Genomic DNA, 25,847 nt, shown 5'->3' with positions numbered 1-25,847 from the left:
TTATGCGACTTTTCAAGTCCGCGCGCTCGGCGGCATGCTGCAAAGCAAAGCCGGAAAAACCCTGAAAATGGGTTCTTTACAACGGCCCTCTAACCGTCTAAAAATTCCGCTTGACACTCAAATAAAGAGCGCCAACAATCAAGCTGGCACTTTTTTCAACTCGTCGGTTGGCGAAATGAAAGAGGCCGAAGGTGAGCTTGTGAGGGGGGAACGGCTGTATTTTCCGGTCGTTTAGCTTTTCGAGCGTGCTCGTGGTAAGTAGCAGCGACTGTGTGACAGGGGAAGTAGGAAAATGGCAACTGGTATCGTTAAGTGGTTCAACGACGCGAAGGGCTTCGGTTTCATCACTCCCGACGAGGGCGGTGAAGATCTGTTTGCGCACTTCTCGGCCATCAACATGCAGGGCTTCAAGACCCTGAAGGAAGGCCAGAAGGTGAGCTTCGAGGTCGTTCAAGGGCCGAAGGGCAAGCAAGCGTCGAACATCCAGGCCGCGTAAAGGCACCGGATATCAGACGAAGAAACCCGGCATTGCGCCGGGTTTCTTTTTTTTCAGGCCGGCCACGCGTTAATTCGATTGGCCGGCCTTTTCGTTCAATCCCGATAATTGAACACGTATTGTCTTGTCGCACGCGCAGATCGAATGCCGTCATACGCGTGAAACATATTCAATACTCGTTACACGACGTTCAGCGTGCCCATCATGCCGAGATCCTCGTGTTCGAGAATATGGCAATGAAACATGCGCTCGCCGGGCATGTCCTGCATGACGAGTATCGTCACGGTCTCGCCGCTGCGCACGTTCACGGTGTCGCGCCACGCGCGGAACGGTTCGCTCGTGCGCGTGCCGTTCGATGCGCGCTCGATCACCTGGAATTGCGTGCCGTGCAAATGGAACGGGTGGTCCATGTCGGTGGCGTTGCGAATCGCCCAGCGTTCGACCTCGCCGCGGCGGCTCGTCAGCGTCGCACGGTGCGGCGCGTAGGTCGCGCCGTTGATCGTGAAGCGCATCCCGGCCGGGCGGCCATGCGCCGGGCTGTTCATCATCGCATCCATGTCCATCTCCTCGCCGAACGCGACTTCCTTGTGCGCGACCGGTTCGCCGAGGGCCGGCACCGCGCGCAGCGTGGCCGGCAGCGCACGGGCGGCGGCCGGCGCGAACGCGACGTCGGCGAGCGGCAGAGCCGGATCGGGCGGCAGACTGCCGTGGCCGCCGTCGTGCGACATTGCCATCTTGCGGCGGTCGTATTCGGCCGCCTGCAGCACCGTGCGTGACGCGCGATCGCCCGCGCGCACCAGCAGTTCCGCGCGCTCGCCCGGCGCGAGCAGCAGCGACGTCACGCGGCGCGGTGCATCGAACAACCCGCCGTCGGTGCCGACCTGCTCGAACGCTCGGCCGTCGTCGAACGCAACGCGCAGGTAGCGCGCGCTGCACGCGTTCCACACGCGCCAGCGCTCGTCGCCGGCGACGTCGATCCGCGGCCGGCGCGCACCGTTGACCAGCACGAACTGGCCTTCGCGGCCGTTCATCCAGTCCATCATGTCGTTCGGCGGAATCGTGCCGTCGCGCGCGAGCTTCAGGTCGGACACGAACAGGTTGCGCTCGGGCCAGCCGGCGAGCGGATCGTCCGCGGCACGCACGACGAACGGGCCCGCCAGTCCGCGGAACACCTGCTCGGCGGTCATCATGTGTGGATGTGGGTGATACCAGTATGTGCCGGCGCTCCCCTTCGGCAGCGTGAAGCGATACACGCGCGACCCGCCCGGCGCGACCGGATCGGACGGGTTGCCGTCCTGGTCCGGCGGCACCGGCAGGCCGTGCCAGTGGATCGTCGATGGCTGCGGCAGCTTGTTCACGAAGCGGATTTCGACCGTGTCGCCCTCGCGCACGTCGATCAGCGGGCCGACCACCGGCCCTTGCGTGCCCGCGCCGAACTGCCAGAACGTCGTCGGACGCGCACCATGCAACATCGGACGCGCGGCCGGCTGGGCGACCAGCGTCGCACGGAACGTGCCGGGCTCGCGGCTTTCGTTCGCAAGCGTGCGCAGCGATGCGAGCGGCGCGCCGGCTGGCAGCGCATCGGCGGCCGCGAGCGCGGCCGGCGCCCGCTTCGCGTGCTGCGCTTGGTCCGCCATCCCTGACATGCCCGGCATGCCGTCCATCTGATCCATGCCGGCCATGCCCGTATGCCCGGCATGCTGCGCCCAGGCGGTGCGCGCAAACAGCGATGCGGCCGCGACGCCGATGGCGTGCGACAGGAAGGTTCTCCGTATCATCAATCGTTCCTCGTTATTCGTGCTGCGTCGCGCGGCCGTCGTGACACTCGCGCCGGCTGGCACGGAGACGCGCTCGTGCGCGACGCGAATCCTGATGCCCGCGTCATCATAACCGCAGCCCCCGGCCGAGGCGCGGCGACGGCGAGCGAGCGTCGATACGACGCAGCGCGCGGCCGCTCGGACGAACGGACCGGACCGGACCGGGATCGTCGAGCGTTTTCGATCGTCGCCGGATGCTGCGGCACCTCACCGCATTCACCGCAATCGTCACCGACGGGCGGCCTTCGCCGCCCGCTTTCGCCACGTCCCGTCGAGACGATTCGCCCGTGCCGCTCGTCCCGCGATCGGCGTGCCGGGCGCCACCCGTGCACGAACCCACTGATTTTTCACGATGCGGAACAAGTCCCTGCGTTATAAAAATTCGTGGTGCACGGCACAAATTTGCTGTTTCGCGATGCCAAAAAACGTTCCGCAATACAAAACACGCGAAATAAGCCACTGTTTTTACTACCGAATTTTTGTTTCGAGAAAGCGCTCTACGCGCACCATCGGGCGCGGCCCCGGACGTAGACTTTGTTCCATGCACTGACGCTTCGCCAAGACGTTCGATACTGAATCCGGCGCAAGCAGCCAGTCGGGCCACAGCCGGACGAACCGGCGGGCGGCACAACAGAATCGCTTGTGATCAGAAAGGGAGAACGGAAATGAAGGGATTTCGCTTTGGTTCAGCGCTCGGGTCGTTCTACATCCTGCCGGGTAACGGCGGCTGGGAAGCGACGTTCGGCAACGCCCTGCTCGGCGCGTTCTCGTGCCCGGAAGTGGCGGCCGACCACATCTCCCGCGGCGACTGCGAGCAACTGTCCGAACTGGATACGGCCACGCTCGAAGTGCCGCACGAAATCGCCGAGTGGGAAATCGTCCACGTCTGAATGGCATGCCGGCAACGAAAAACGCCCCGGGTGACCGGGGCGTTTTCATGTTCGGCGGAACGGCGAGCCGCCAGGCCAGCGCATCGGCTGCCGCCGCTGCCGTGGCGCGCGCGGGAGCGCGGCCTGCGTCAGGCGACCGCGTCGACGATGCCGTTCAGCGTTGCGCTCGGGCGCATCGCCCGGCTCGTCAGCTCGACGTTCGGACGATAGTAGCCGCCGATTGCCTGCGCATTGCCCTGCGCCGCCGACAGTTCTTCCAGGATGCGCGTTTCGCTGTCGGACAGCGCCTTCGCAACACCTTCGAACTGCGCCTTCAGCGCAGCGTCCTCGGTCTGCTCGGCCAGCGCCTGCGCCCAGTAGAGGCACAGATAGAAGTGGCTGCCGCGGTTGTCGAGACCGCCGACCTTGCGCGCCGGCGATTTGTTCTCGTCCAGGAACTTGCCGGTCGCCTGGTCGAGTGTCTTCGCGAGCACGAGCGCCTTCGGGTTCTGGTACGCGTTGCCGAGGTGTTCGAGCGACGCAGCCAGTGCGAGGAATTCGCCGAGCGAATCCCAGCGCAGGAAGCCTTCCTCGACGAACTGCTGCACGTGCTTCGGTGCCGAGCCGCCCGCGCCCGTTTCGAACATCCCGCCGCCGGCCATCAGCGGCACGATCGACAGCATCTTCGCGCTGGTGCCGAGTTCCATGATCGGGAACAGGTCGGTCAGGTAGTCGCGCAGCACGTTGCCCGTGACCGAGATCGTGTCCTTGCCGGCGCGGATGCGCTCGAGCGAGAAGCGCGTGGCGTCTTCCGGCGTCATGATGCGGATGTCGAGGCCGTTCGTGTCGTGATCCTTCAGGTAGCGTTCGACCTTCGCGATGATCTGCGCGTCGTGCGCACGTGCCGGATCGAGCCAGAACACGGCCGGCGCGCCGGTCGCGCGGGCGCGGTTCACCGCGAGCTTGACCCAGTCCTGCACCGGAGCGTCCTTCGTCTGGCACATGCGCCAGATGTCGCCCGACTCGACCGCGTGCTCGAGCAGCACGTTGCCGGCTTCGTCCGTGACGCGCACGACACCGTCGGCCGGGATCTGGAACGTCTTGTCGTGCGAACCGTATTCCTCGGCCGCCTGTGCCATCAGGCCGACGTTCGGCACGCTGCCCATCGTGACCGGGTCGAATGCGCCGTGCTGCTTGCAGTCCTCGATCACGGCCTGGTAGACACCCGCGTAGCAGCGGTCCGGAATCACGGCCTTCGCGTCGTACAGTTCGCCGTCCGGGCCCCACATGCAGCCCGACTCGCGGATCATCGCCGGCATCGATGCGTCGACGATCACGTCGCTCGGCACGTGCAGGTTCGTGATGCCCTTGTCCGAGTTGACCATCGCGAGGCGCGGACGCGCTGCGTATTCGGCCTTGATGTCGGCTTCGATCGCTTCGCGCGTGTCGGCCGGCAGGTCCTTCAGGCGCGCGTACAGGTCGCCGATGCCGTTGTTCGGGTTGAAGCCGGCCTGCGCCAGCACGTCCGCGTGCTTCGCGAGCGCGTCGCGGTAGAACACCGACACGAAGTGACCGAACAGGATCGGGTCCGAGACCTTCATCATGGTCGCCTTCAGGTGCACCGAGAACAGCACGTCCTGTGCCTTCGCGTCGGCGATCTGCGCTTCGATGAAGCTGCGCAGCGCCTTGCGGCTCATCACCGATGCATCGATGACTTCACCGGCCTTCACGGCCGTCTTTTCCTTCAGCACCCTCTTCACGCCGTCGGCCGTCGTGAGTTCGATCTTCACGCTGCCGGCATCGGCGATCAGCGCCGACTTCTCGCTGCCGTAGAAGTCGCCTTCGCTCATGTGCGCGACGTGCGCCTTCGACGTCGCCTTCCATGCGCCCATCTTGTGCGGGTGCTTGCGTGCGTAGTTCTTGACCGACAGCGGCGCGCGACGGTCGGAGTTGCCTTCGCGCAGCACCGGGTTCACCGCGCTGCCCTTGATCTTGTCGTAGCGGGCCTTGACGGCCTTCTCTTCGTCGGTCGACGGCTCTTCCGGGTATGCCGGCAGCTTGTAGCCTTGCGCCTGCAGTTCGGCGATCGCGGCCTTGAGTTGCGGCACCGATGCGCTGATGTTCGGCAGCTTGATGATGTTCGCTTCCGGCTTCAGCGTGAGCTGGCCCAGTTCGGCCAGATCGTCGGAACCCTTCTGCTCCGGCGGCAGGATGTCGGCGAATGCCGCGATGATGCGGCCAGCGAGCGAGATGTCGCGCGTTTCGACGGCGACGCCCGACGAGCGCGTGAAGGCCTTGACGATCGGCAGCAGCGAATAGGTCGCGAGCGCCGGCGCTTCGTCGGTGAGCGTGTAGATGATCTTGGGCGAAGTGGACATGGTCGATGCGTTGCTACGTGAAAATTTGGGACTGAGGAGCGCCGACGGTAATCGGCGGGGAGCGACCGGGTCGATCGCGAAAGGGGCGTGCCGGCTAGCCGGACGGTGGTGTTGCAAGGGCCGTCATGTTCTACCTTGCAGGGCATGCGGGCCGCGTCGCGGCGCCGCGGCCCGCATGCCGGACCGCCCTGCCAACAAACCTGCCGTTCATGAAATGCCCCGGCGCCGGCAGTAGGCGCCGGGGCTGCCGGCGTTCCGCCGGCCTGCCCCGGAAGGGGACTTACATGTTCTCGATCAGCACTTCGCCGAAGCCGGAGCACGACACCTGCGTCGCGCCCTCCATCAGGCGCGCGAAGTCGTACGTGACGCGCTTCTGCAGGATCGACTTCTCCATCGCGGCGATGATCGTATCGGCCGCTTCCGTCCAGCCGAGATGACGCAGCATCATTTCCGCCGACAGGATCTCGGAACCGGGGTTCACGTAATCCTTGCCCGCGTACTTCGGCGCCGTGCCGTGGGTCGCCTCGAACATCGCGACCGAATCCGACAGGTTCGCGCCCGGCGCGATCCCGATGCCGCCGACCTGAGCGGCCAGCGCGTCGGAGATGTAGTCGCCGTTCAGGTTCAGCGTCGCGATCACGTCGTATTCGGCCGGACGCAGCAGGATCTGCTGCAGGAACGCGTCGGCGATCGAATCCTTGATGACGATCTCGTTGCCCGTCTTCGGGTTCTTCACGCGCATCCACGGGCCGCCGTCGATCAGCTCGCCGCCGAACTCCTTCTGCGCGAGCGCATAGCCGGCGTCACGGAACAGGCCTTCCGTGAACTTCATGATGTTGCCCTTGTGCACCAGCGTGACCGACTTGCGATCGTTGTCGATCGCATACTGGATCGCCTTGCGCACGAGACGTTCGGTGCCTTCCGTCGACACGGGCTTGACGCCGATCCCCGAGGTTTCCGGGAAGCGAATCTTCTTCACGCCCATTTCTTCCTGCAGGAACTTGATGACCTTCTTCGCCTGCTCGGAGCCCGCGGCCCATTCGATGCCCGCGTAGATGTCTTCCGAGTTCTCGCGGAAGATCACCATGTCGATCTTTTGCGGCTCGCGCACCGGCGACGGCACGCCCTTGAAATACTGGACCGGGCGCAGGCACACGTAGAGGTCGAGCTCCTGGCGCAGCGCGACGTTCAGCGAACGGATGCCGCCGCCGACCGGGGTCGTGAGCGGCCCCTTGATCGACACCACGTATTCCTTCAGCACCTGCAGCGTTTCGTCCGGCAGCCACACGTCCGGACCGTACACCTTCGTCGCCTTCTCGCCCGCGAAGATCTCCATCCAGTGGATCTTGCGCTTGCCCTTGTACGCATGCGCGACCGCCGCGTCGACGACCTTGATCATCACCGGCGTGATGTCGAAGCCCGTACCGTCGCCTTCGATATAGGGAATGATCGGCTGATCGGAAACGTTGAGCGAGAAGTCCTTGTTGACGGTGATCTTGTCACCGCCCTCCGGAACCTTGATGTGCTGATACGGCATGATCGACTCCAGTGACGTGGCTGAGCAGGTGATGCTGGTCGAAACTGCGCGCGCGGCGAGGTGGCCCTGCCACCCTCGTGACGGCAACAGCGAGCGCTATTCTAGCGCCCCAATCGGGGCCGGCGGCACGAAGCGCGAAGCTGCGTATCAAGTCTTCCCTTATGTCTTATATAAGACAGAGGACTTGCCGTTCCGTATTATGCATTAAGATTCCGCCATTTGCCATAGACCGCCCGTCCCGCTTCCCGCGGCACGCCGGGCGGGCGCCCGCCATGACCCTGATCGCCCTCAACAAGCCGTTCGGCACGATTTGCCAGTTTTCCGCGCACGAGACGCGGCCGTCGCTCGGCGACTGGGTAAAAGCACCCGGCGTCTACCCGGCCGGCCGGCTCGACGCGGACAGCGAGGGCCTGCTGCTGCTCACCGACGACGGCGCGCTGCAGGCGCGCATCGCCGAGCCGCGCCACAAGCTCGTCAAGCGCTACTGGGCGCAGGTCGACGGCGCGCCGGGCCAGGCCGACCTGAAGGCGCTCGCGCGCGGTGTCGACCTCGGCGACTACGTGACGCGCCCGTGCCGCGCCGAATTCATCGAGCCGCCCGACACGCTTTGGCCGCGCAATCCGCCGATCCGCTATCGCGCCGCGATCCCGACCACGTGGATCGAACTCGCGATCACCGAAGGCAAGAATCGGCAGGTGCGGCGGATGACGGCCGCGATCGGCTTCCCGACGTTGCGTCTCGTGCGCGTCGGCATCGGCGCGCTCGACATATTCGCGCTCGGAATTGCACCAGGCGAAACAATCGCGCTGCCGCCGCGGGCCCCGTGGGACGGTTTCGCACGCGCCGAATGACGCATTCGCGCCGCGCGAATTTTTCGTCGTCTTTTTCGTCAACCGCCCGCGAAGATCGCGCGTTAAACCACGCAGATGCCAACCTTAGCTATCCGGCATTGGCAGCCGAATCCGTGTTTGCGTCACGAAAGCGACGTTTTCATCGAATACGATTCGGCGCCCGCAGCGCAATGAGAAATTTCTCGAAGCGTCTGTCAACCGAAAGGTGGATGGCACCGTTAGACGACATGACTCCTATTGCCGGGTCATTTGGTTAATTAACTAAAGCTGAGGAACACAACATGAACAAACTGATCGCCGCTCTGGTCGCTGGCCTCTTCGCAACGGCTGCTTTCGCACAAGCTTCGGCTCCGGAAGCTGCTTCGGCTGCTGCTCCGGCAGCTGCTTCGGCACCGGCAAAGCACAAGGCTGCCAAGAAGCACCACGCAAAGAAGCACCACGCAGCAAAGAAGGCAGCTAGCGAAGCCGAAGCACCGGCAGCTGCTTCGAACTAAGTAAGCAAGCTGTAATAACGCAGTCAAGAACACGCAGTCTTGCCGTTCTTACGGCGTTGAAAGGCAGATCACCGCAAGGCGATCTGCCTTTTTCTTTTTGTGCCCGCCGGCGCGCTTCGCGTACCATGCGGGTCTCGTTTTCCCGATAGGAGCCCTGCTGTGCGATTCTCCCTGCGCTCGTCGCTCGGCCGCCTTGCGCGCGCCGCCGTGTTTCCCGCCGCGCTTGCCGTCCTCGCACTCGGCATGCAGACCGCCCACGCGCAGATGCCGCCCGGCGCCAAACAGCCGAGCGAGTTCCCGCGCGCGAAGCTGCGCGCCGGCATGTACGTGATCGACGCGGCCGTCGCCGCGAACGACGCCGACCGCGAACAGGGGCTGATGTACAGGTCGCAGCTCGCGCCGAACGAAGGCATGCTGTTCGTGTTCAACGAGAACGCCGTGCACTGCTTCTGGATGAAGAACACGCTGATTCCGCTGTCGATCGCGTTCATCCGCGCGGACGGCACGATCACCGACATCGATGAAATGAAGGCCGAGACGACCGACAACCACTGCCCGCGCAACAACGGCGTCTATGCGCTCGAAATGAGCAAGGGCTGGTTCGCGGCGAAGGGCATCAAGCCTGGCATGAAGCTCGAAGGCCTGCCCAAGGCCCAGTAACGGCCATTGCCGCGGCGCCGCCGCACGTCGACCGAAGCCGGCCGCCCATTCTTGTGTTGGGCGCCGGTTTTTTTTCGCCGGCCGACGGCGACGCGTGCCTTGATTCGGCCAATGGTGCCCGCATCTGCAAAAGCCACGGACAAGCGCTATGCTTTAAATCTCGCTAGTTCCAGCCCGGGCCGGTGCAGCCGGCCCGCTTACGATCCGAACCACCAGGAGGTTCACGTGCCCCGCAAAACCCCCATCGAGCGCTATCGCAATATCGGGATCAGCGCTCACATCGATGCCGGCAAGACCACGACGACCGAGCGCATCCTGTTTTACACCGGTGTGAGCCACAAGATCGGTGAAGTGCACGACGGCGCGGCCACGATGGACTGGATGGAGCAGGAGCAGGAACGCGGCATCACGATCACGTCGGCCGCGACCACGGCCTTCTGGAAGGGCATGGCCGGCAACTATCCGGAACACCGGATCAACATCATCGACACCCCCGGGCACGTCGACTTCACGATCGAGGTCGAGCGCTCGATGCGCGTGCTCGACGGTGCGTGCATGGTCTACGACTCGGTCGGCGGCGTGCAGCCGCAATCCGAGACCGTGTGGCGCCAGGCGAACAAGTACAAGGTGCCGCGCATCGCGTTCGTCAACAAGATGGACCGCATCGGCGCGGACTTCTTCCGCGTGCAGCGCCAGATCGGCGAGCGCCTGAAGGGCGTCGCCGTGCCGATCCAGATTCCGATCGGCGCGGAAGATCATTTCCAGGGCGTCGTCGATCTCGTGAAGATGAAGGCGATCGTCTGGGACGACGAAAGCCAGGGCGTGAAATTCACGTATGAGGACATCCCGGCGAACCTCGTCGAGCTCGCGCACGAATGGCGCGAGAAGATGGTCGAAGCCGCCGCGGAAGCGAGCGAGGAGCTGCTCGAGAAGTACCTGCACGACCATGAATCGCTGACCGAGGACGAGATCAAGGCCGCGCTGCGCCAGCGCACCATCGCGAACGAGATCGTGCCGATGCTGTGCGGCAGCGCGTTCAAGAACAAGGGCGTGCAGGCGATGCTCGACGCGGTGATCGACTACCTGCCGTCGCCGGTCGACGTGCCCGCGATCCTCGGCCACGACTTCCACGATCCGGAGAAGCCGGCGGAACGTCACCCGAGCGACGACGAGCCGTTCTCGTCGCTCGCGTTCAAGATCATGACCGACCCGTTCGTCGGCCAGCTGATCTTCTTCCGCGTGTATTCGGGCGTCGTCGAATCGGGCGACACGGTCCTGAACGCGACGAAGGACAAGAAGGAGCGGCTCGGCCGGATCCTGCAGATGCACGCGAACGAGCGCAAGGAAATCAAGGAGGTCCGCGCCGGCGACATCGCTGCTGCGGTCGGCCTGAAGGAAGCGACGACGGGCGACACGCTGTGCGATCCGGCCAAGCCGATCATCCTCGAGAAGATGGAATTCCCGGAGCCGGTGATCTCGCAGGCGGTCGAGCCGAAGACGAAGGCCGACCAGGAAAAGATGGGCCTCGCGCTGAATCGTCTCGCGCAGGAAGATCCGTCGTTCCGCGTGCAGACCGACGAGGAATCCGGCCAGACGATCATCTCGGGGATGGGCGAACTGCACCTCGAAATCCTGGTCGACCGGATGAAGCGCGAGTTCGGCGTCGAAGCGACGGTCGGCAAGCCGCAGGTCGCGTATCGCGAAACGGTGCGCACGACGGCGGCCGATGTCGAAGGCAAGTTCGTCAAGCAGTCGGGTGGTCGCGGCCAGTACGGACATGCGGTGATCACGCTGGAGCCGAACCCCGGCAAGGGCTATGAGTTCCTCGACGAGATCAAGGGCGGCGTGATTCCGCGCGAATTCATCCCGGCCGTCGACAAGGGCATCATCGAGACGCTGAAGAGCGGCGTGCTCGCGGGCTACCCGGTCGTCGACGTGAAGGTGCACTTGACGTTCGGCTCGTACCACGACGTCGACTCGAACGAAAACGCGTTCCGGATGGCCGGCTCGATGGCTTTCAAGGAAGCGATGCGCAAGGCAAAGCCGGTGCTGCTCGAGCCGATGATGGCCGTCGAGGTCGAGACGCCCGAGGACTTCATGGGCAACGTGATGGGCGACCTGTCCAGCCGGCGCGGCATCGTGCAGGGGATGGAGGACATCGCGGGCGGTGGCGGCAAGCTGGTGCGTGCCGAGGTGCCGCTCGCGGAGATGTTCGGCTATTCGACGTCGCTGCGCTCGGCGACGCAAGGTCGCGCGACGTACACGATGGAGTTCAAGCACTACGCGGAAACGCCGGCGAACGTGTCGGAAGGCGTGATCAACGCGAAAGTGAAGTAAGCGCGGCGTGCGCGCCCTGCTGCGCGCAGACCTCAGGCCCGTCCGGTTCCGGACGGGCCTTTTTTTCATCCGTCCAACGCGGCACGGCGAGTGGCCGATGCGCCGACGCCGTTTTTGATCGGCACGCCGGGCCATTTTTGCGCGTGCCACAATGCATCGCGATTCGTCCGATGGAACCACCCCGATGCCGCCCACCCCTACCCTGCGCCGCCTGCTGATGCTGTATGCCGGCCTGATCGCCGCGAATGTCGCCGTCTGGCTGTGGGCGCTCGCGGTGCTGCACGACCATCCGCTGCTGCTGGGCACCGCGGCGATCGCGTACGGGCTCGGGCTGCGTCATGCGGTCGACGCCGATCACATCGCCGCGATCGACGTCGCGACGCGCAAGCTGATGCAGGACGGTCAGCGTCCGGTGACGGTCGGCCTGTTCTTCTCGCTCGGCCATTCGACGATCGTGGTCGTCGCGACGCTCGGCATCGCGCTGAGCGCGTTCGCGCTGCGCGACCGCTTCGACGCATTCCGCGAGATCGGCGGCACGATCGGCACGGCGGTGTCCGCGACCTTCCTGCTCGTGCTCGCGTGCATGAACCTGGTGATCCTGCGCGACGTGTGGCGGCGCTATCGCGGCGCACCGGACGCAGCTCACGGCGCCGCGCACACGCATCGCGCGAGCGGCCTCGTGTCGCGGCTGCTGCGCCCGCTGTTCCGGTTCGTGTCGAAAAGCGGGCACATGTATCCGGTCGGCGTGCTGTTCGGCCTGGGTTTCGATACTGCAACAGAAATCGCGTTGCTCGCGATCGCGGCCACGCAGGCGAGCCACGCGCTGCCGATCCATTCGGTCATGCTGTTTCCCGCGCTGTTCGCGGCCGGCATGACGCTGATCGACTCGACCGACAATGTGCTGATGATCCATGCGTACGGCTGGGCGATGGACGATCCGCGGCGCAAGCTGCTCTATAACGCGAGCATCACGCTGCTGTCGGCAGCCGTCGCGCTGGCGGTCGGCGTGATCGAGGCCGCCGGCCTGCTCGCCGACAAGCTGTCGCTGACGGGCCCCGTGCGCGATGTGCTCGACACGCTTGGCGCGCGCTTCGGCGCGATCGGTTACGGCATCGTCGCGCTGTTTCTCGTCGCCTGGATCGCGTCGATCCTCTGCCACCGCTGGCCGCGCGCTGCCGACACGACGGCGCGATAGCCGTAGTCAGACGTTTCATTTCGGAAACAAAAAGCTCATGACGGCGTATCACGCGCTGTCACGCGGTACGTGCGCGCCTTGCGCCACGGACACGACCGGCCGTTGGCACGAATCTCGCAGTTAGGGATTCGCACGGCGGGCCCGCGTGCCGATTCGTGTTCCCGGCTGGCCTCTGACGCCAGTCCGACACGCATCGGCCGCCGATACGACAATGCATCGTTGCTGGTCCCCTGCATCACACGTTGATGGTCGCGCGTGACGAGGCATCGCGCGCATCGGGGAGATCAATAATGAGCAGAACGAATCAACGGTCCCGCACGGCGGGACGGTGCTATCGCACGACCTTGCTGGCCGCAGCCGCATTTGCGTGCTGCTGTTCTTACGCGATTGCTCAGGACTCGATGCCCGACGTCGCGTCCGACCCGACCGCCAGCGCAGACCCCGTCATGATGCTCGCCGAGGACACGGCGTCCTGTGCCGCCAGTCCGGCTGCTTGCGCGGTGCACATATATGCCGGCCGAGGCGCTGTGGGCAACGGTGCCGGAAATACCTCGGGCGGTAGTAGCCCGGGTAACAGCGGGAATGGCGGAAGCGGCGCTGTCGGGCCCACAGGCGTCGGCGGATCGACCGGGGCGACATCCGGTGGCACGAGCGGAACAGGTCGAAGCGGCGGTGCATCGGGCAACGAGGGTAAAGGTGGTGGTACCTCGGGTGGCGGTACCTCGGGTGGCGGTACCTCGGGTGGCGGTACCTCGGGTGGCGGTACCTCGGGTGGTGGTACCTCGGGTGGCGGTACCTCCGGTGGCGGTACCTCCGGTGGCGGTACCTCCGGTGGTGGTACCTCGGGTGGCGGTACCTCGGGTGGCGGTACCTCGGGTGGCGGTACCTCGGGTGGCGGTACCTCGGGTGGCGGTACCTCGGGTGGCGGTACCTCCGGTGGCGGTACCTCCGGTGGCGGTACCTCGGGTGGCGGTACCTCCGGTGGCGGTACCTCCGGTGGCGGTACCTCGGGTGGCGGTACCTCCGGTGGCGGTACCTCGGGTGGCGGTACCTCCGGTGGCGGTACCTCCGGTGGCGGTACCTCGGGTGGCGGTACCTCCGGTGGGCATGGTGGCCACGGCGGCGGCGGTAATGGCGGCGGTAATGGCGGCGGTAATGGCGGCGGCAACGGCGGTGGCAGCGGCGGCGGCAACGGCGGCGGCAACGGCGGCGGCAACGGCGGTCACGGTAACGGCGGTGGTAACGGCGGCGGCAACGGCGGTCACGGTAACGGCGGTGGTAACGGTGGCGGCAACGGCGGCGGCAACGGCGGCGGCAACGGCGGTGGCAGCGGCGGCGGCAACGGCGGCGGCAACGGTGGCGGCAACGGTGGCGGCAACGGCGGTCACGGTAACGGCGGTGGTAACGGCGGCGGCAACGGCGGTGGCAGCGGTGGCAGCGGTGGCAGCGGCGGCAACGGCGGCAACGGCGGTCACGGTAACGGCGGTGGCAGCGGCGGCGGCGGCGGCAACGGCGGCAGCGGCAGCGGCGGCGGCAACGGCGGTCACGGTAACGGCGGTGGTAACGGCGGTGGCAGCGGCGGCGGCAACGGCAACGGCGGCAGCAACGGCGGCCACGGCAACGGCGGCGGCAACGGTAATGGCAACGGGAGCGGCGGCGCCGGCAACGGCGGTGCCAACGGTGTCGGGAACGGCAATGGCGGCGCCGGCGGCAACGGCGGATCGGCCGGCGGCCATGGCCACTGACCGACACATCGCCTGACCGTGTATGGTCAGAGCATTTCGAGCGCGCGCTTGCTGCGCGGCGGACGGAAATAGCCGTCGAGTTGCGCGCGCTCGTCATCGCTCAACACGAGATCGAGCGCCGCGCGATTGTCGCGAACGTGTTCGATGCGCGATGCCTTCGGGATCGCGAATACACCCGGCCGTGCGAGCACCCAGGCAAGCGCGACGCGCGTCACCGACACACCGCGTTGCCGCGCGATCTCGTCGAGCGGCGAACGTTTCGGCAGCCGGCCGTGATCGACCGGGCTGTATGCCATCGCCGGCATCCGATGCTCGACGAGCCATGGCAGCAGGTCGAATTCCGGGCCGCGCCGCGCGATGTTGTAGAGGATCTGGTTGGTCGCGCACGCGCCGCCGCCCGCCTCGTCGACGAGTTCCGCCATGTCGGCCGTATCGAAGTTGCTGACACCCCAATGGCGGATCTTGCCCGCGCGCCGCAGCGCCTCGAATCCTTCGACCGTCTCCTCGAGCGGCACCGAACCACGCCAGTGCAGCAGGTACAGGTCGAGACGGTCGGTACGCAAACGCTTGAGGCTCGCTTCGCACGCGGCGACGACGCCCCGCCGGCTCGCATGATGCGGATACACCTTGCTGACAAGGAACACGCTGTCGCGCAATCCGGTCAGCGCCTCGCCGACGAGCGCCTCGGTCGCACCGTCGCCGTACATCTCCGCGGTGTCGACCAGCGTCATCCCGAGCGCGATACCTTCGCGCAATGCGGCGATCTCGTCCGCGCGACGCGCGGGCCGCTCGCCCATTTCCCACGTGCCCAGGCCGAGCTTCGGAATGGTCTCGCCGTCCGGCAGGACGACCGTGGCGATCGTGTCTGTCATGCGCTCCTCGCTGCGGATTGGTGGCCGCGCACCCGCGGCCGTAGCATCGAATACGACGCATCAGTGTAGTCAATCGGTGCGGCGTCCACCTGCTGCACGGCAAAAACCGGATATAACGGCGCCGCATGATGACTTAGAATGGCCGGCAATCTGATCGATACCCATTCCATGAAGGCACCCACGGACGACCGCTGGCAGGACCTGCGCCCCGACCCCGAGAACGATACGCCGCTCTACCTGCAGCTCGCCCGCAAGCTCGGCGACGCGATCCACGACAATCGCTGGGCGGCCGGCGAAGCGTTGCCGTCCGAACGCGTGCTGTCCGAAGCGCTCGGCGTGTCGCGCATCACCGCGCGCAAGGCGATCGCGCTGCTCGTCGAGCAGGGCTTGATCCGCCGCACGCAAGGCGCCGGCAACTTCATCCAGCCGCGCTACGAGGATCCGCTGTCTCGGCTGTCGAGCTTCAGCGAGATGCTCGAGCGCCGTGGCTTCAAGCCGAGCTCGCAGTGGCTCGAACGCGAGATTCAGCCGGCGAACCGCGACGAAGTCATCCAGCTCGGCCTGTCGCCGGCCGCATCGGTTACACGGCTGAAACGCCTGCGCCTCGCCGACGGCATCGTCATGGCCGTCGAGAACTCGACGTTCCCCGCCACGCTGATTCCCGATCCACAGGCGATCGGCGGTTCGCTGTACAGCTATCTCGAAGCACGCGGCACGCCGATCGTGCGCGCGCTGCAGCATTTCCGCGCGGTCAACGCGACCGACGAGATCGCGCAGCAGATGGGCATCGCGCCGCACGACGCGCTGCTGCTGATCACGCGCATCGGCTATACGGCCGACCAGCGCGCGATCGAGCTCACCGATACCTACTGTCGCAACGACTACTACGACTTCGTCGTCGAGCTGCGCAAGTAATGCGCACGGCGCCGCCGGCGCTCAGCGCCAGCGCGCTTCGTCCGTGCCGAGCGGCACGGGCGGCCGCGTGAATCGCGGCGGTGTCGCCGACAGGCGTTCGGCCGGACGCACGGCATCGATCACGCCGAACGGCGAAGCGGTCCGGTCGATCCGGTCGCGCACGTCGTCGAACGTGAAATCCGGTGCATGCAGGCCGTCCGGCACCGTGCCGAACGATTGCAGCCAGCGCCCCGTCTGCGCGAGCGACAGCCGCACGTGCCAGCTCCCCCCTTCCGTCGCACGGCGCGCGAGCGCGATCATCGCGCCGAACGCCGCGAGATAACCCGTCGCATGATCGAGCGCCTGGCATGGCAGATGGCGCGGGCCGTCCGCGTGCGCGGCATGCTGCTGGTGCCAGGCGATACCGCTCGCGGACTGCACGAGGCTGTCGAAGCCGCGCCGCATCGACCACGGCCCCGCATGCCCATACGCGGACACCGACACGCACACCATGCCGGGCCGCAACTCCGCCAGCGCCCGCGGTGAGAACCCGCGCGCCGCGAGCGCGCCGGGGCGATAGGCCTGCAGGAATACATCGGCGTCGCGCGCGAGTTCGCGCAGCGTGGCAATGCCGGCCGCCTCGCGCAGGTCGATCCACGTCGAGCGCTTGCCGCGCCCGTTGTCGATCACGAGCGATGCGATGTTCGGCAGGTGCGGACCGTTGACGAGCAGCGTCTGCGCACCGTGCGATGCCAGCGTGCGGCCCGCGACCGGCCCCGCGATGATGCGCGTGAGATCGAGCACGCGCACGCCCGCGAGCGGCTGGTCGGGCTCGCCTCGGCCGATCGCCTCGACGGGCGCGTCGCCGATCCGCTCGATCTCGAACAACGGCAGCGACGCGAGCGCGCGTGCCTGGTCGTGCGCCGCCCATTCGTCAGGGGTTCTGATCAATGCCGCGCACAGGCCGGCCTCGGCCAGCGCGGTATCGAGCGCCGCGCCGTCCCACGTGCGGATCGCGGCCGCAACGTCGTCACGCCGCGGGCCGCAGCCCAGCACGTCGAGAATCCCGTGCAGGTGATGCGGAAAGTTCGCATGCAGCTGGATCCAGCGTCCGTCGCGCGTGTCGTAGAAACCCGTCACCGGATGGCGCGGCTCGGGCGGCAGGCCGTCGTCCACGCGCAGGTAGCGTTCGCTCCGAAAGGCGACGAGCGCGTCGCGCATCGATACGTCGACGCGCTGCGCGATGCCCGTGCGCAGCCGGTGGCATTCCGCCGCCGCGAGCCCGGCTGCCGCGATCGTCGCCGCGGCGAGCGTGCCGACGTGGAACGTCGACGGCAGCGTCGGGTCCTGCCCCGTCACGGCCGTGCGGGCCAGCGCGCCGGGCTCGCCGTGCGCGAGTTGCCACAAGCGGGTCAATGCGAGTTCGGGTGTCATGGTGGAAGCGAACCGTTGAGAAGACGGATTCGAGTCTAGAATTCGCGACGGGTGCGATCAATCTTGATTGCGCGAATCAATGCATAACGAATAGTTGTAGCCGGGCCGCGCTTCATGCGCCCCGACAGGAGCGATCGGCATGACGTCCCTCAGTGCGCCGGAAGCCGCCGGCATCCTCGGTGTCAGCGTGAGCACCCTTTACGCGTATGTGAGCCGCGGCCTGTTGCGCTCGCTGCCCGACGGCGCGAGCAAGCGCCGCCGCTACGACGCGGACGAGGTGCGCCTGCTCGCGCGCCGCCGCGCCGATGCGAAACGCGCGGGCGGCGTCGCCGAACGCTCGCTCGACTGGGGCGTGCCCGTGCTCGAATCGCGGATCACGCAGATCGCCGACGGCCGCCTGCACTATCGCGGCGCCGATGCGATCGCACTCGCGAACGACGCGACGCTCGAGGAAACGGCCGCACTGCTGTGGGATTGTCCGCCCGCGCGGCTCGGCGCGGCATCGCTCGCGTCGACCGGATTCGACACCGCGCAGTGGGACGACTGGGCTCGCCGCTGGGCACATCTCGCGCCGCTCGAGCGCACGCTGGTGCTGCTCCCCGCCGCGGCCGCCTCGCTGCCGCGCCTGTGGGCGCAGGGGCGCGACGCGCAGTTCGACGCGGCCACGCTGCTGCTGCGCGTGACGACGGCCGCGCTGGCCGGCATCGCGCCGGGAGACGCGCCCGTGCATCGGCAGCTCGCCGCGGCATGGCGGCTGCGGCGACGCGACGAAGCCGACCTGCTGCGCCGCGCGCTCGTGCTGTGCGCCGATCATGAATTGAACCCGTCGACCTTTGCGGTGCGCTGCATCGCGTCGACCGGCACTCACCTGTTCGGTGCGATCGCGGGCGGGCTCGCGGCGCTGTCGGGCCCGCGCCACGGCGGCGAGACGTTCCGCGCGGGCGCGCTGCTCGACGAAGCGGCGCGCGCCGCCGACCTCGACCGCTACCTCGCGCTGCGCGTCGCGCACGACGAACGGGCGCACGGTGCGCGCACCGCGCTGTCCGGTTTCGCGCACCCGCTCTATCCCGACGGCGATCCACGCGCCCGCGCATTGCTCGACGCGCTGCACGCGATGCTGCCCGACCGGACGCCGCTACGCTTGGCCCGCGCGCTCGCCGCGCGCGTCGAGGCAGCGACCGGCCTGCGACCGTCGATCGATTTCGCGCTCGCGGTGCTGGAACGCACACTTGCGCTACACGACGGCGCGGCGTTCACGCTGTTCGCGGCCGGCCGCACCGCGGGCTGGATCGCACACGCGCTCGAACAATATGCGGACGGCAAGCTGATCCGGCCCCGCGCGCGCTACATCGGCAGCGACGTGGCTGCCTGACCACGGCCGCCGCGCCATGCGGCGAACCGTCGCCACGCAATCGGCGCGGCCTGCGGGGCCGGCGCCGCCTGCGGGCCGAACGCGAACACCGCGCCGCCCGCCGCCGCGCTGATCCATACGCGCATGCCGGGCAGCAGCGCCAGCGTCTCACCGGCACGCAGCCAGTGATCGTCGGGCCGGCCCTCGATCGTCACCCACAGATCGCCGTCCGCGACCTGCAGCGCAGTGCGATCGACGATCCGCCACCGCGCGGCCGGATCGTTGCCGTCCATCTCGTAGAGTCGCAGTTCTCGCATGGCCACCTCCGGGTCGCGTGGGTTCGATGACACCAGTATTTCTGACAGCGGCAACACACGGACAGATACGCCTGCTGACACTTTCGGCTGAACTGTACCGGTCGGCTGACGGACGGGCGTCCACCCGCGCCGATCCTGCGTGGGACGGCGGCTTTGCCTACAATGGCGGCTGTCCCGCGCCATCGGTCCGTCCCCATGTTCCAACGCCCGCCCGCCGCCGCTCCCGGCGAAAAAAACCTCACCGTGATGCTCTGGCTCGTTGCGACGGGCTTCTTCATGCAGACGCTCGATGCGACGATCGTCAACACGGCGCTGCCGTCGATGGCCGCGAGCCTCGGCGAATCGCCGTTGCGGATGCAGTCGGTCGTGATCGCATACTCGCTGACGATGGCGGTGATGATTCCCGTCTCGGGCTGGCTTGCCGACACGTTCGGCACGCGGCGCGTGTTCTTCAGCGCGATCCTGGTGTTCTCGCTCGGTTCGTTGCTGTGCGCGAACGCGCATACGCTGTCGCAGCTCGTCGTGTTCCGCGTCGTGCAGGGGGTGGGCGGCGCGATGCTGTTGCCGGTCGGGCGGCTCGCCGTGCTGCGCACGTTCCCGGCCGAACGCTACCTGGCCGCGCTGTCGTTCGTCGCGATCCCCGGGCTGATCGGTCCGCTGATCGGGCCAACGCTCGGCGGCTGGCTCGTGAAGATCGCGTCGTGGCACTGGATCTTCCTGATCAACGTGCCGGTCGGCATCGCCGGCTGCGTCGCGACCTTCTACTCGATGCCCGACTCGCGCAACCCCGCCGTCGGCCGCTTCGACCTGAAGGGCTATCTGCTGCTGACGATCGGGATGGTCGCGATCTCGCTGTCGCTCGACGGGCTCGCCGATCTCGGCATGCAGCACGCGGCCGTGCTCGTGCTGCTGATCCTGAGCCTCGCGTGCTTCGTCGCGTACGGGCTGTACGCGGTGCGCGCGCCGCAGCCGATCTTCTCGCTCGAACTGTTCAAGATCCACACGTTCAGCGTGGGCCTGCTCGGCAACCTGTTCGCGCGAATCGGCAGCGGGGCGATGCCGTACCTGATCCCGCTGCTGCTGCAGGTGAGCCTCGGTTATTCGGCATTCGAGGCCGGGCTGATGATGCTGCCGGTGGCGGCGGCCGGGATGTTCTCGAAGCGGATCATCACGCGGCTGATCACGCAGCACGGCTACCGCAAGGTACTGCTCGTGAACACGATCATGGTCGGCGTGATGATGGCGAGCTTCGCGCTGATGCGCGACACGGTGCCCGTTTGGGTGAAGGTCGTTCATCTCGCGCTGTTCGGCGGGTTCAACTCGATGCAGTTCACCGCGATGAACACGCTGACGCTGAAGGATCTCGGCACCGGCGGCGCGAGCAGCGGCAATAGCCTGTTCTCGCTCGTGCAGATGCTGTCGATGAGCCTCGGCGTCACGGTCGCGGGCGCGCTGCTGGCCACCTTCACCGGGATGCTGCGCACGGTGACGCCGAGCAACACGCTGCCTGCGTTCCATGCGACCTTCGTCTGCGTCGGGATCATCACGGCCGCGTCCGCGTGGATCTTCGCGCAGCTCGCGCCCGAAATCCGCGGCCGCGCGCAGCACAAGACCGATCCCTCCGAGCGCGCGTGACGCACGGCGCGCGTCGTGTCGGGACACCCCACGACGGCGCGCCGCGCACCATGTCGGTGCAGCACGGCTGCGCCGCGCGGCACCGGACGGCCGTGACGGGGCGTCGCTCGGGGCCTGATGCCGTGCATGCTTCTTGCTCGCCTATTCTGTAGGTAAACTGGCAGCCTTCCTTCGGCCGACATCATGAGCATGATCGACATCGATCCCCCCGGCTTTCAGCCGCCCCGCCCCGTCGCCGGCGACGACGGCAAGCGGCGCACCGTGCTGTACGGTGCGTACACCGTATTCAGCGTGTTCCAGCCCGTTTTCTCGGTGTCGCATCGCCGCGCGATCGGCTACCACGCGTCGCTGCGCGCGCACGACGAGGACAGCCGCCAGGTCGCGTCGCACGAGGTGTTCACGCAGGCGGCGCGGCGCGGCGACCTGCTCGAGCTCGGCCGGCTCGCCGAATCGCTGCATCTCGGCAACTTCCATGCGTTCGACAGTCACGACGAATGGCTCTTCCTGAGCCTGCATCCGGCCGCGCTGATGGACACCGTCTACGGCGACGCGCTGCTCGCGAACCTGAAGGCGCTCGGCCTGCCGCCGCATCGCGTGGTGCTCGAAGTGCCCGAGCAGGCTGGCGGCGAGACGCCGCGCTATGCCGCGATCGTCGACGGCCTGCGCAAGGCCGGCTTCCTGATCGCGCTGGGCGGCTTCGGTGCGAAACACTCGAACATCGACCGCGTGTGGCACCTGCATCCCGACATCGTCACGCTCGACCGCGGGATTCTCGCTCAGGCAAGCGAACACTCGCATCTAGAACGCGTGCTGCCGGGACTCGTATCGCTGCTGCACGAATCCGGCCAGCTCGTGCTGATGGGCGGGCTCTCGACCGAGCGCGACGCGCTGATCGCGCTCGAATGCGATGTCGATTTCGTGCAAGGGCAATACTTCGCGGGGCCGAGCGTCGACCCCGTGCAACCGCAGGCCGCCGCGGGCTGCATGGATACGCTGTCGGCCGCGTTGCGGCTGCGCGTCGCGCAACGCGAGCGCACGCAGGCCGAACGCCTCGCGCCGTATGTCGCCGCGCTGGAGGAGGCGAGCCGGAAGCTCGTTGCGGGCGAATCGCTGATCGACGCCGCCGGCGCCGTGCTCGGATTGCCGGAAACCGCGCGCTGCTTCCTGCTCGATGCATCGGGCCGCCAGATCGGCGACAACGTGCTCGCGCGCGGCAGCGTGTCGCAGCGGGCGAAACGCTTCCGGCCGCTGCTGCATTCGGAAGGCGCGAGCTGGGAGCGCCGCCCCTACTTCATCCACGCGACGCGCGCGCCGGGCCAAGTGCATCTGACGCCGCCGTACCTGTCGATCAACGAAGCGCACCTGTGCGTGACCGCATCGATCGCCGCGCCGGCCGCGACCGGCATGCAGGTGCTGTGCGTCGACATCAACTGGGAAGCGGCGCTCAACCGCGAATGAGTTCGCGCGCCGCGCTCATGCGGCGCCATCGACGTCGTCGGCCCGGCGCGCGATCAGCCGATGCACGCGCTTGCCGGACGATGCGCTGACCACCTCGTGCTCGTCGATCACATGCATGCCGGGCCCGAGCGCCGCGTGCATGCGCGCCGAATCGAGCGGCGTGTACAGGCGGCCGCGCTCGTCGCGCAACGCGCCGTTGCCGGCCACTCGCCAGCTCAGGTACAACGTGCCGCCGGGCATCAGCAACGCGGCCAGCCGCGCGGCCGCCGCGGCGGCATCGGCCTGCTCGAGATGCATGACGACCGTCTCGCACAATACGTTTCGAAACGCGCCGGACGGCACGCCCGCGAGCGCCGGCAGCGCAGCCAGTTCGAACGTCAGCGACGGGTGACGCAAGCGTGCCTCGGCGAGCAGCGCCGCGCTCGCATCGTAGCCGCGCACGTCGAATCCTTGCGACGCGAGCCACGCAGTGTCGCGCCCCGCGCCGCAGCCGACGTCGGCGGTCGGCCCCGGCGAGAAATACTGCTCGAGCAGCGCATACATGTCGTCGGGGGCGGCCTGGTCGAGCCAGTCCTGCGCGTATTGCGCGGCATGGGCTTCGTAGGCATCGAGAGTCGGGCGATCCACCATGGCGATTGCTCCGCATACGCGTCCTGTCGTGCGACGTATCCCGCATCTTAGCCGTTGCGCATCGCGCGTGGTGTGGCGCGGGGGTCCTATGCGGCGAGCACGAGCCACGCGGCGGCTCTGCCGGCCGGATCGGTCGAGCATGCGCCGAACCCGCAAACCGGCGCGGCCGGCGTGTCAGACATGCGAATGCACGCCGCCGTGAACCGGGCCCGCGCGCCGCTCGACTTCGCGGCGCACGTCGCCGCGCAGGCCCGCGAAGAACGCGACTTCGGCGACGACGAACAGCGGCCCGACCATCAGGCCGACCAGGTCGTCGACGAACGCGGGCTTGCGCCCTTCGAACCAGTGCCCGACGAACTGCACGATCCAGCCGACCACGAACGCGCCGACGCCGATCCCGAGCCATTGGGCGGTCGGCAGCAACGCGAGCGTCTGCGCAGCCCACAGGCCGAGCGCGAACAGCGCGGTCATCACCAAGCCGAAGCGCAGGTCGAGACGCAGGTAGAACACCGAGAACGCCACCGCAAGCAGCAGCGCCGGCGACAGCGCGACGCCCGCCAGCATGCCGATCGCCGGCCGTGACAGCAGCACCTCGACCGCGAACACGATCATCGGAATGCCGACCAGATGCGTCGCGATGTTGCGCGCGTCGCGATGGTAGGCCGCATACTGGGAAAGGTGATCCTCGAGCGTCTTCATGGTGTCTCCTGAACGATCATTGGGCGCTATGATGCGCGTCACGCCCGACAACCTCTGTCAGCTACCCGACATCGCGTGTCCATGCCCTCGCCGCTCGCCCCGTACCTGCCGCAGCTCGAAGCGCACCCGTGGTTCGCCGCGCTGCCGCCCGCGTTGCGCGAGGCGTTGCCCGCCCGCGCCGCGTTGCGGCACCTGCCGGCCGGCCAGGCGCTGTTCCGCCGCGGCGACCCGCCGTGCGGGCTGTATGCAGTGCTGGCCGGTTCCCTCACCATAGGCGCGGTCGATCCGCAGGGCAAGGAAGCGCTGCTGACGGTCGCCGAACCCGTCACATGGTTCGGCGAGATCGCGCTGTTCGACGGCCAGCCGCGCACGCACGACGCGATCGCGCTCGACGACACGCTGCTGCTGCACGTCCCCCAGGCCGCGCTGCTCGCGATGCTCGACGCGACGCCGCAATACTGGCGGCAGTTCGCGCTGTTGATGGCGCAAAAACTCCGGCTGAGCTTCCTGACCGTCGAATCGATGAGCGTGATGCCGGCCGCGCAGCGGCTTGCCGCGCGGCTGCTGATGATCGCCGACGGCTACGGCGGAATCAGCGCCGGCCGCACGCGCATCCGGATGTCGCAGGAAAAGCTCGCGGCGATGCTGTCGCTCACGCGGCAGACCACCAACCAGCTGCTGAAGGCGCTGCAGGCCGACGGCGTCGTGCGGCTGCATGTCGGCGAAATCGAACTCGTCGACGTCGACGCGCTGCGCCGCGCGAGCGGCCTGCCCCACGGTACGCACTGACCCCGTCCTGACACCGCCACGCAATCGCCGCAGCGCCACATTCCCGCCGTCATGACATTGCGCTATCGTGGCGGCTCGTTCGCCCTCCCCGCATCCGCTCTTGAACACATCCACCGTCAATACTCCGTCCCGCCATGCGTGGCCCGTATTCGTCGCATTCCTGCGGCTCGGCCTCACGTCGTTCGGCGGCCCCGTCGCGCATCTCGGCTACTTCCGCGACGCGTTCGTCACGCGGCGCGGCTGGCTGACCGAGCGCGCCTATGCGGATCTCGTCGGCCTGTGCCAGTTCCTGCCGGGGCCGGCGAGCAGCCAGGTCGGGATGGCGATCGGCCTGTCGCGCGCGGGCTATGCGGGGATGTTTGCCGCATGGCTCGGCTTCACGCTGCCGTCCGCGCTGCTGATGATGCTGTTCGCGCTCGGCGTCCACGCGACGGGCATGCCGGTCGCGGCAGGCGCGCTGCACGGGTTGCGCATCGTGTCGGTCGCGGTGATCGCGCAGGCGGTGTGGGGCATGGCGCGCACGCTGTGCCCGGATGCGCGCCGCGTCACGCTGATGGCGATCGCGGCCTGCATCGCGCTGCTCGTCCCGGCCGCGTGGCTGCAGGTCGTCGTGATCGTCGCGGCAGGCGCGGCCGGACTCATGCTGTTGCCGCAGCCTGAGCGCGGCGCCCACGATCCGTTGCCGCTGCACGTGTCGCACCGCGCGGGCGTGCTGTGGCTCGCACTGTTCGCCGCGCTGATCGTCGTGTTGCCGGTCGCGGCGAGCGCGCTCCATTCGAACACCGTCGCCGTCGTCGACGCATTCTTCCGCACCGGCGCGCTGGTGTTCGGCGGCGGCCACGTGGTGCTGCCGCTGCTGCAAGCGGCCGTCGTCGCGCCGGGCTGGGTCGGCGATTCGGCATTTCTCGCCGGCTATGGCGTCGCGCAGGCCGTGCCGGGGCCGCTCTTCACGTTCTCGGCCTTCCTCGGTGCATCGCTGCGCGACGCCCCGAACGGCTGGCTCGGCGGGACGATCGCGCTGGTGTCGATCTTCGCGCCGTCGTTCCTGCTCGTCGCGGGCACGGCGCCGTTCTGGGAACGCCTGCGCCGCAGCACGCACATGCAGGCCGCGCTCGCGGGCGTGAACGCGGCGGTCGTCGGGCTGCTGCTCGCCGCGCTCTATCACCCGGTGTGGAGCGACACGATCGTGTCGTCGCGCGACTTCGCGGCCGCGCTCGTCGCATTCGTCGCGCTCGTGTTCTGGCGCGTGCCGCCGTGGGCCGTCGTGATCGCGAGCGCGGCGCTCGGCTGGTTGTCGGGGATGAACGTCTGATCGGGTGAATGCCGCGCGTCGACTCATGCCGGACGAAAACAAAAAAGCCCTCGTGACGAGGGCTTTTTTGGGATGTG

The 25,847-nt window shown here is 67.5% G+C and carries 22 protein-coding genes; 14 read left to right on the top strand and 8 right to left on the bottom strand.

Translation table 11 applies throughout. From position 1 onward, the window contains the following. The first annotated feature begins 292 nt into the window (after positions 1–292). A complete protein-coding gene (locus tag ACV22W_RS26195) occupies positions 293–496 on the top strand; it encodes a cold-shock protein (RefSeq protein WP_004196460.1) in 204 nt (67 codons plus the stop codon). 179 nt (positions 497–675) lie between these two features. Here ACV22W_RS26195 and ACV22W_RS26190 read toward each other — a convergent pair whose 3' ends face one another. Beyond that, positions 676–2,274: a multicopper oxidase family protein gene (locus tag ACV22W_RS26190; protein ID WP_448022464.1), complete on the bottom strand. Its 1,599-nt coding sequence runs from the start codon at positions 2,272–2,274 to the stop codon at positions 676–678. A 704-nt stretch (positions 2,275–2,978) separates the two neighbouring features. On the opposite strand from ACV22W_RS26190, the gene ACV22W_RS26185 reads away from it, so the two are divergent. Further along, positions 2,979–3,203, top strand: a complete 225-nt coding sequence (locus ACV22W_RS26185) for a hypothetical protein (RefSeq protein WP_006490888.1) — start codon at positions 2,979–2,981, stop codon at positions 3,201–3,203. Between the two features lie 128 nt (positions 3,204–3,331). On the opposite strand, the gene ACV22W_RS26180 is transcribed toward ACV22W_RS26185, so the two are convergent. Further along, positions 3,332–5,560, bottom strand: a complete 2,229-nt coding sequence (locus tag ACV22W_RS26180) for an NADP-dependent isocitrate dehydrogenase (RefSeq protein ID WP_448022463.1) — start codon at positions 5,558–5,560, stop codon at positions 3,332–3,334. 280 nt (positions 5,561–5,840) lie between these two features. Then, on the bottom strand, positions 5,841–7,097 hold the full coding sequence (icd, locus tag ACV22W_RS26175; RefSeq protein ID WP_044845581.1) for an NADP-dependent isocitrate dehydrogenase: 1,257 nt from the start codon (positions 7,095–7,097) through the stop codon (positions 5,841–5,843). Between the two features lie 272 nt (positions 7,098–7,369). Between icd and ACV22W_RS26170 the strand changes: the two genes are divergently transcribed. The 6 genes from ACV22W_RS26170 to ACV22W_RS26145 all read left to right on the top strand — a co-directional run bounded on the left by ACV22W_RS26170 (position 7,370) and on the right by ACV22W_RS26145 (position 14,379). Beyond that, positions 7,370–7,948 carry a pseudouridine synthase gene (locus tag ACV22W_RS26170; protein ID WP_448022462.1) on the top strand — a complete coding sequence of 193 codons (579 nt, stop codon included), beginning with the start codon at positions 7,370–7,372 and terminating at the stop codon, positions 7,946–7,948. 281 nt (positions 7,949–8,229) lie between these two features. Continuing rightward, positions 8,230–8,442 carry a hypothetical protein gene (locus ACV22W_RS26165; RefSeq protein ID WP_006398520.1) on the top strand — a complete coding sequence of 71 codons (213 nt, stop codon included), beginning with the start codon at positions 8,230–8,232 and terminating at the stop codon, positions 8,440–8,442. 159 nt (positions 8,443–8,601) lie between these two features. Continuing rightward, on the top strand, positions 8,602–9,102 hold the full coding sequence (locus tag ACV22W_RS26160) for a DUF192 domain-containing protein (RefSeq protein WP_059465624.1): 501 nt from the start codon (positions 8,602–8,604) through the stop codon (positions 9,100–9,102). A 225-nt stretch (positions 9,103–9,327) separates the two neighbouring features. Further along, a complete protein-coding gene (gene fusA / locus ACV22W_RS26155) occupies positions 9,328–11,439 on the top strand; it encodes an elongation factor G (protein ID WP_448022461.1) in 2,112 nt (703 codons plus the stop codon). Between the two features lie 184 nt (positions 11,440–11,623). After that, positions 11,624–12,634, top strand: coding sequence for a HoxN/HupN/NixA family nickel/cobalt transporter (locus tag ACV22W_RS26150; RefSeq protein ID WP_448022460.1), 1,011 nt, complete (start codon positions 11,624–11,626; stop codon positions 12,632–12,634). Between the two features lie 290 nt (positions 12,635–12,924). Further along, entirely contained in the window at positions 12,925–14,379 is a 1,455-nt protein-coding gene (locus ACV22W_RS26145; RefSeq protein ID WP_448022459.1) for a hypothetical protein, read from the top strand. A gap of 26 nt (positions 14,380–14,405) precedes the next feature. On the opposite strand, the gene ACV22W_RS26140 is transcribed toward ACV22W_RS26145, so the two are convergent. Further along, a complete protein-coding gene (locus tag ACV22W_RS26140) occupies positions 14,406–15,251 on the bottom strand; it encodes an aldo/keto reductase (RefSeq protein ID WP_448022458.1) in 846 nt (281 codons plus the stop codon). A 168-nt stretch (positions 15,252–15,419) separates the two neighbouring features. On the opposite strand from ACV22W_RS26140, the gene ACV22W_RS26135 reads away from it, so the two are divergent. Further along, entirely contained in the window at positions 15,420–16,166 is a 747-nt protein-coding gene (locus ACV22W_RS26135) for a GntR family transcriptional regulator (protein WP_059528318.1), read from the top strand. Between the two features lie 21 nt (positions 16,167–16,187). Here the strand turns inward: ACV22W_RS26135 and ACV22W_RS26130 are convergent, their stop codons facing one another. Beyond that, complete coding sequence (locus ACV22W_RS26130; protein ID WP_448022457.1) at positions 16,188–17,579, bottom strand: CoA transferase; 1,392 nt, start codon at positions 17,577–17,579, stop codon at positions 16,188–16,190. 139 nt (positions 17,580–17,718) lie between these two features. On the opposite strand from ACV22W_RS26130, the gene ACV22W_RS26125 reads away from it, so the two are divergent. Further along, positions 17,719–18,951 (top strand): citrate/2-methylcitrate synthase, encoded by a 1,233-nt coding sequence (locus ACV22W_RS26125; RefSeq protein WP_448022456.1) that lies wholly within the window; start codon positions 17,719–17,721, stop codon positions 18,949–18,951. On the opposite strand, the gene ACV22W_RS26120 is transcribed toward ACV22W_RS26125, so the two are convergent. Further along, positions 18,924–19,247: a DUF2917 domain-containing protein gene (locus tag ACV22W_RS26120; protein ID WP_448022455.1), complete on the bottom strand. Its 324-nt coding sequence runs from the start codon at positions 19,245–19,247 to the stop codon at positions 18,924–18,926. The two genes, ACV22W_RS26125 and ACV22W_RS26120, sit on opposite strands and share 28 nt — an antisense overlap. A gap of 195 nt (positions 19,248–19,442) precedes the next feature. Between ACV22W_RS26120 and mdtD the strand changes: the two genes are divergently transcribed. Both mdtD and ACV22W_RS26110 read left to right on the top strand, forming a co-directional pair. Next, the gene (gene mdtD, locus ACV22W_RS26115; protein WP_448022454.1) at positions 19,443–20,882 is read left to right on the top strand and encodes a multidrug transporter subunit MdtD; all 1,440 of its coding nucleotides are present in this window, start codon (positions 19,443–19,445) and stop codon (positions 20,880–20,882) included. Between the two features lie 183 nt (positions 20,883–21,065). After that, complete coding sequence (locus ACV22W_RS26110; protein ID WP_448022453.1) at positions 21,066–22,340, top strand: EAL domain-containing protein; 1,275 nt, start codon at positions 21,066–21,068, stop codon at positions 22,338–22,340. A 15-nt stretch (positions 22,341–22,355) separates the two neighbouring features. On the opposite strand, the gene ACV22W_RS26105 is transcribed toward ACV22W_RS26110, so the two are convergent. Both ACV22W_RS26105 and ACV22W_RS26100 read right to left on the bottom strand, forming a co-directional pair. After that, positions 22,356–22,970, bottom strand: coding sequence for a class I SAM-dependent methyltransferase (locus tag ACV22W_RS26105; RefSeq protein WP_448022452.1), 615 nt, complete (start codon positions 22,968–22,970; stop codon positions 22,356–22,358). A gap of 174 nt (positions 22,971–23,144) precedes the next feature. Beyond that, positions 23,145–23,669, bottom strand: a complete 525-nt coding sequence (locus ACV22W_RS26100) for an Mpo1 family 2-hydroxy fatty acid dioxygenase (protein ID WP_448022451.1) — start codon at positions 23,667–23,669, stop codon at positions 23,145–23,147. A gap of 81 nt (positions 23,670–23,750) precedes the next feature. Between ACV22W_RS26100 and ACV22W_RS26095 the strand changes: the two genes are divergently transcribed. Beyond that, positions 23,751–24,458: a Crp/Fnr family transcriptional regulator gene (locus tag ACV22W_RS26095; RefSeq protein ID WP_448022497.1), complete on the top strand. Its 708-nt coding sequence runs from the start codon at positions 23,751–23,753 to the stop codon at positions 24,456–24,458. A gap of 100 nt (positions 24,459–24,558) precedes the next feature. Next, positions 24,559–25,770: a chromate efflux transporter gene (gene chrA / locus ACV22W_RS26090; RefSeq protein WP_448022450.1), complete on the top strand. Its 1,212-nt coding sequence runs from the start codon at positions 24,559–24,561 to the stop codon at positions 25,768–25,770. Positions 25,771–25,847 lie beyond the last annotated feature (77 nt).

The sequence above is a fragment of the Burkholderia sp. AW49-1 genome (genome assembly GCF_053427845.1).
The sequence above is the reverse complement of the archived record's forward strand: the minus strand, read 5'-3'. Positions and strand labels throughout refer to the sequence as shown.

Bases quoted from the DNA above. Each gene is read 5' to 3' on its own strand.
- ACV22W_RS26195 (WP_004196460.1), top strand. From the start codon at position 293: ATGGCAACTGGTATCGTTAAGTGGTTCAACGACGCGAAGGGCTTCGGT.
- ACV22W_RS26190 (WP_448022464.1), bottom strand. From the start codon at position 2,274: ATGATACGGAGAACCTTCCTGTCGCACGCCATCGGCGTCGCGGCCGCA.
- ACV22W_RS26185 (WP_006490888.1), top strand. From the start codon at position 2,979: ATGAAGGGATTTCGCTTTGGTTCAGCGCTCGGGTCGTTCTACATCCTG.
- ACV22W_RS26180 (WP_448022463.1), bottom strand. From the start codon at position 5,560: ATGTCCACTTCGCCCAAGATCATCTACACGCTCACCGACGAAGCGCCG.
- icd (WP_044845581.1), bottom strand. From the start codon at position 7,097: ATGCCGTATCAGCACATCAAGGTTCCGGAGGGCGGTGACAAGATCACC.
- ACV22W_RS26170 (WP_448022462.1), top strand. From the start codon at position 7,370: ATGACCCTGATCGCCCTCAACAAGCCGTTCGGCACGATTTGCCAGTTT.
- ACV22W_RS26165 (WP_006398520.1), top strand. From the start codon at position 8,230: ATGAACAAACTGATCGCCGCTCTGGTCGCTGGCCTCTTCGCAACGGCT.
- ACV22W_RS26150 (WP_448022460.1), top strand. From the start codon at position 11,624: ATGCCGCCCACCCCTACCCTGCGCCGCCTGCTGATGCTGTATGCCGGC.
- ACV22W_RS26145 (WP_448022459.1), top strand. From the start codon at position 12,925: ATGAGCAGAACGAATCAACGGTCCCGCACGGCGGGACGGTGCTATCGC.
- ACV22W_RS26140 (WP_448022458.1), bottom strand. From the start codon at position 15,251: ATGACAGACACGATCGCCACGGTCGTCCTGCCGGACGGCGAGACCATT.
- ACV22W_RS26135 (WP_059528318.1), top strand. From the start codon at position 15,420: ATGAAGGCACCCACGGACGACCGCTGGCAGGACCTGCGCCCCGACCCC.
- ACV22W_RS26130 (WP_448022457.1), bottom strand. From the start codon at position 17,579: ATGACACCCGAACTCGCATTGACCCGCTTGTGGCAACTCGCGCACGGC.
- ACV22W_RS26125 (WP_448022456.1), top strand. From the start codon at position 17,719: ATGACGTCCCTCAGTGCGCCGGAAGCCGCCGGCATCCTCGGTGTCAGC.
- ACV22W_RS26120 (WP_448022455.1), bottom strand. From the start codon at position 19,247: ATGCGAGAACTGCGACTCTACGAGATGGACGGCAACGATCCGGCCGCG.
- mdtD (WP_448022454.1), top strand. From the start codon at position 19,443: ATGTTCCAACGCCCGCCCGCCGCCGCTCCCGGCGAAAAAAACCTCACC.
- ACV22W_RS26110 (WP_448022453.1), top strand. From the start codon at position 21,066: ATGAGCATGATCGACATCGATCCCCCCGGCTTTCAGCCGCCCCGCCCC.
- ACV22W_RS26105 (WP_448022452.1), bottom strand. From the start codon at position 22,970: ATGGTGGATCGCCCGACTCTCGATGCCTACGAAGCCCATGCCGCGCAA.
- ACV22W_RS26100 (WP_448022451.1), bottom strand. From the start codon at position 23,669: ATGAAGACGCTCGAGGATCACCTTTCCCAGTATGCGGCCTACCATCGC.
- ACV22W_RS26095 (WP_448022497.1), top strand. From the start codon at position 23,751: ATGCCCTCGCCGCTCGCCCCGTACCTGCCGCAGCTCGAAGCGCACCCG.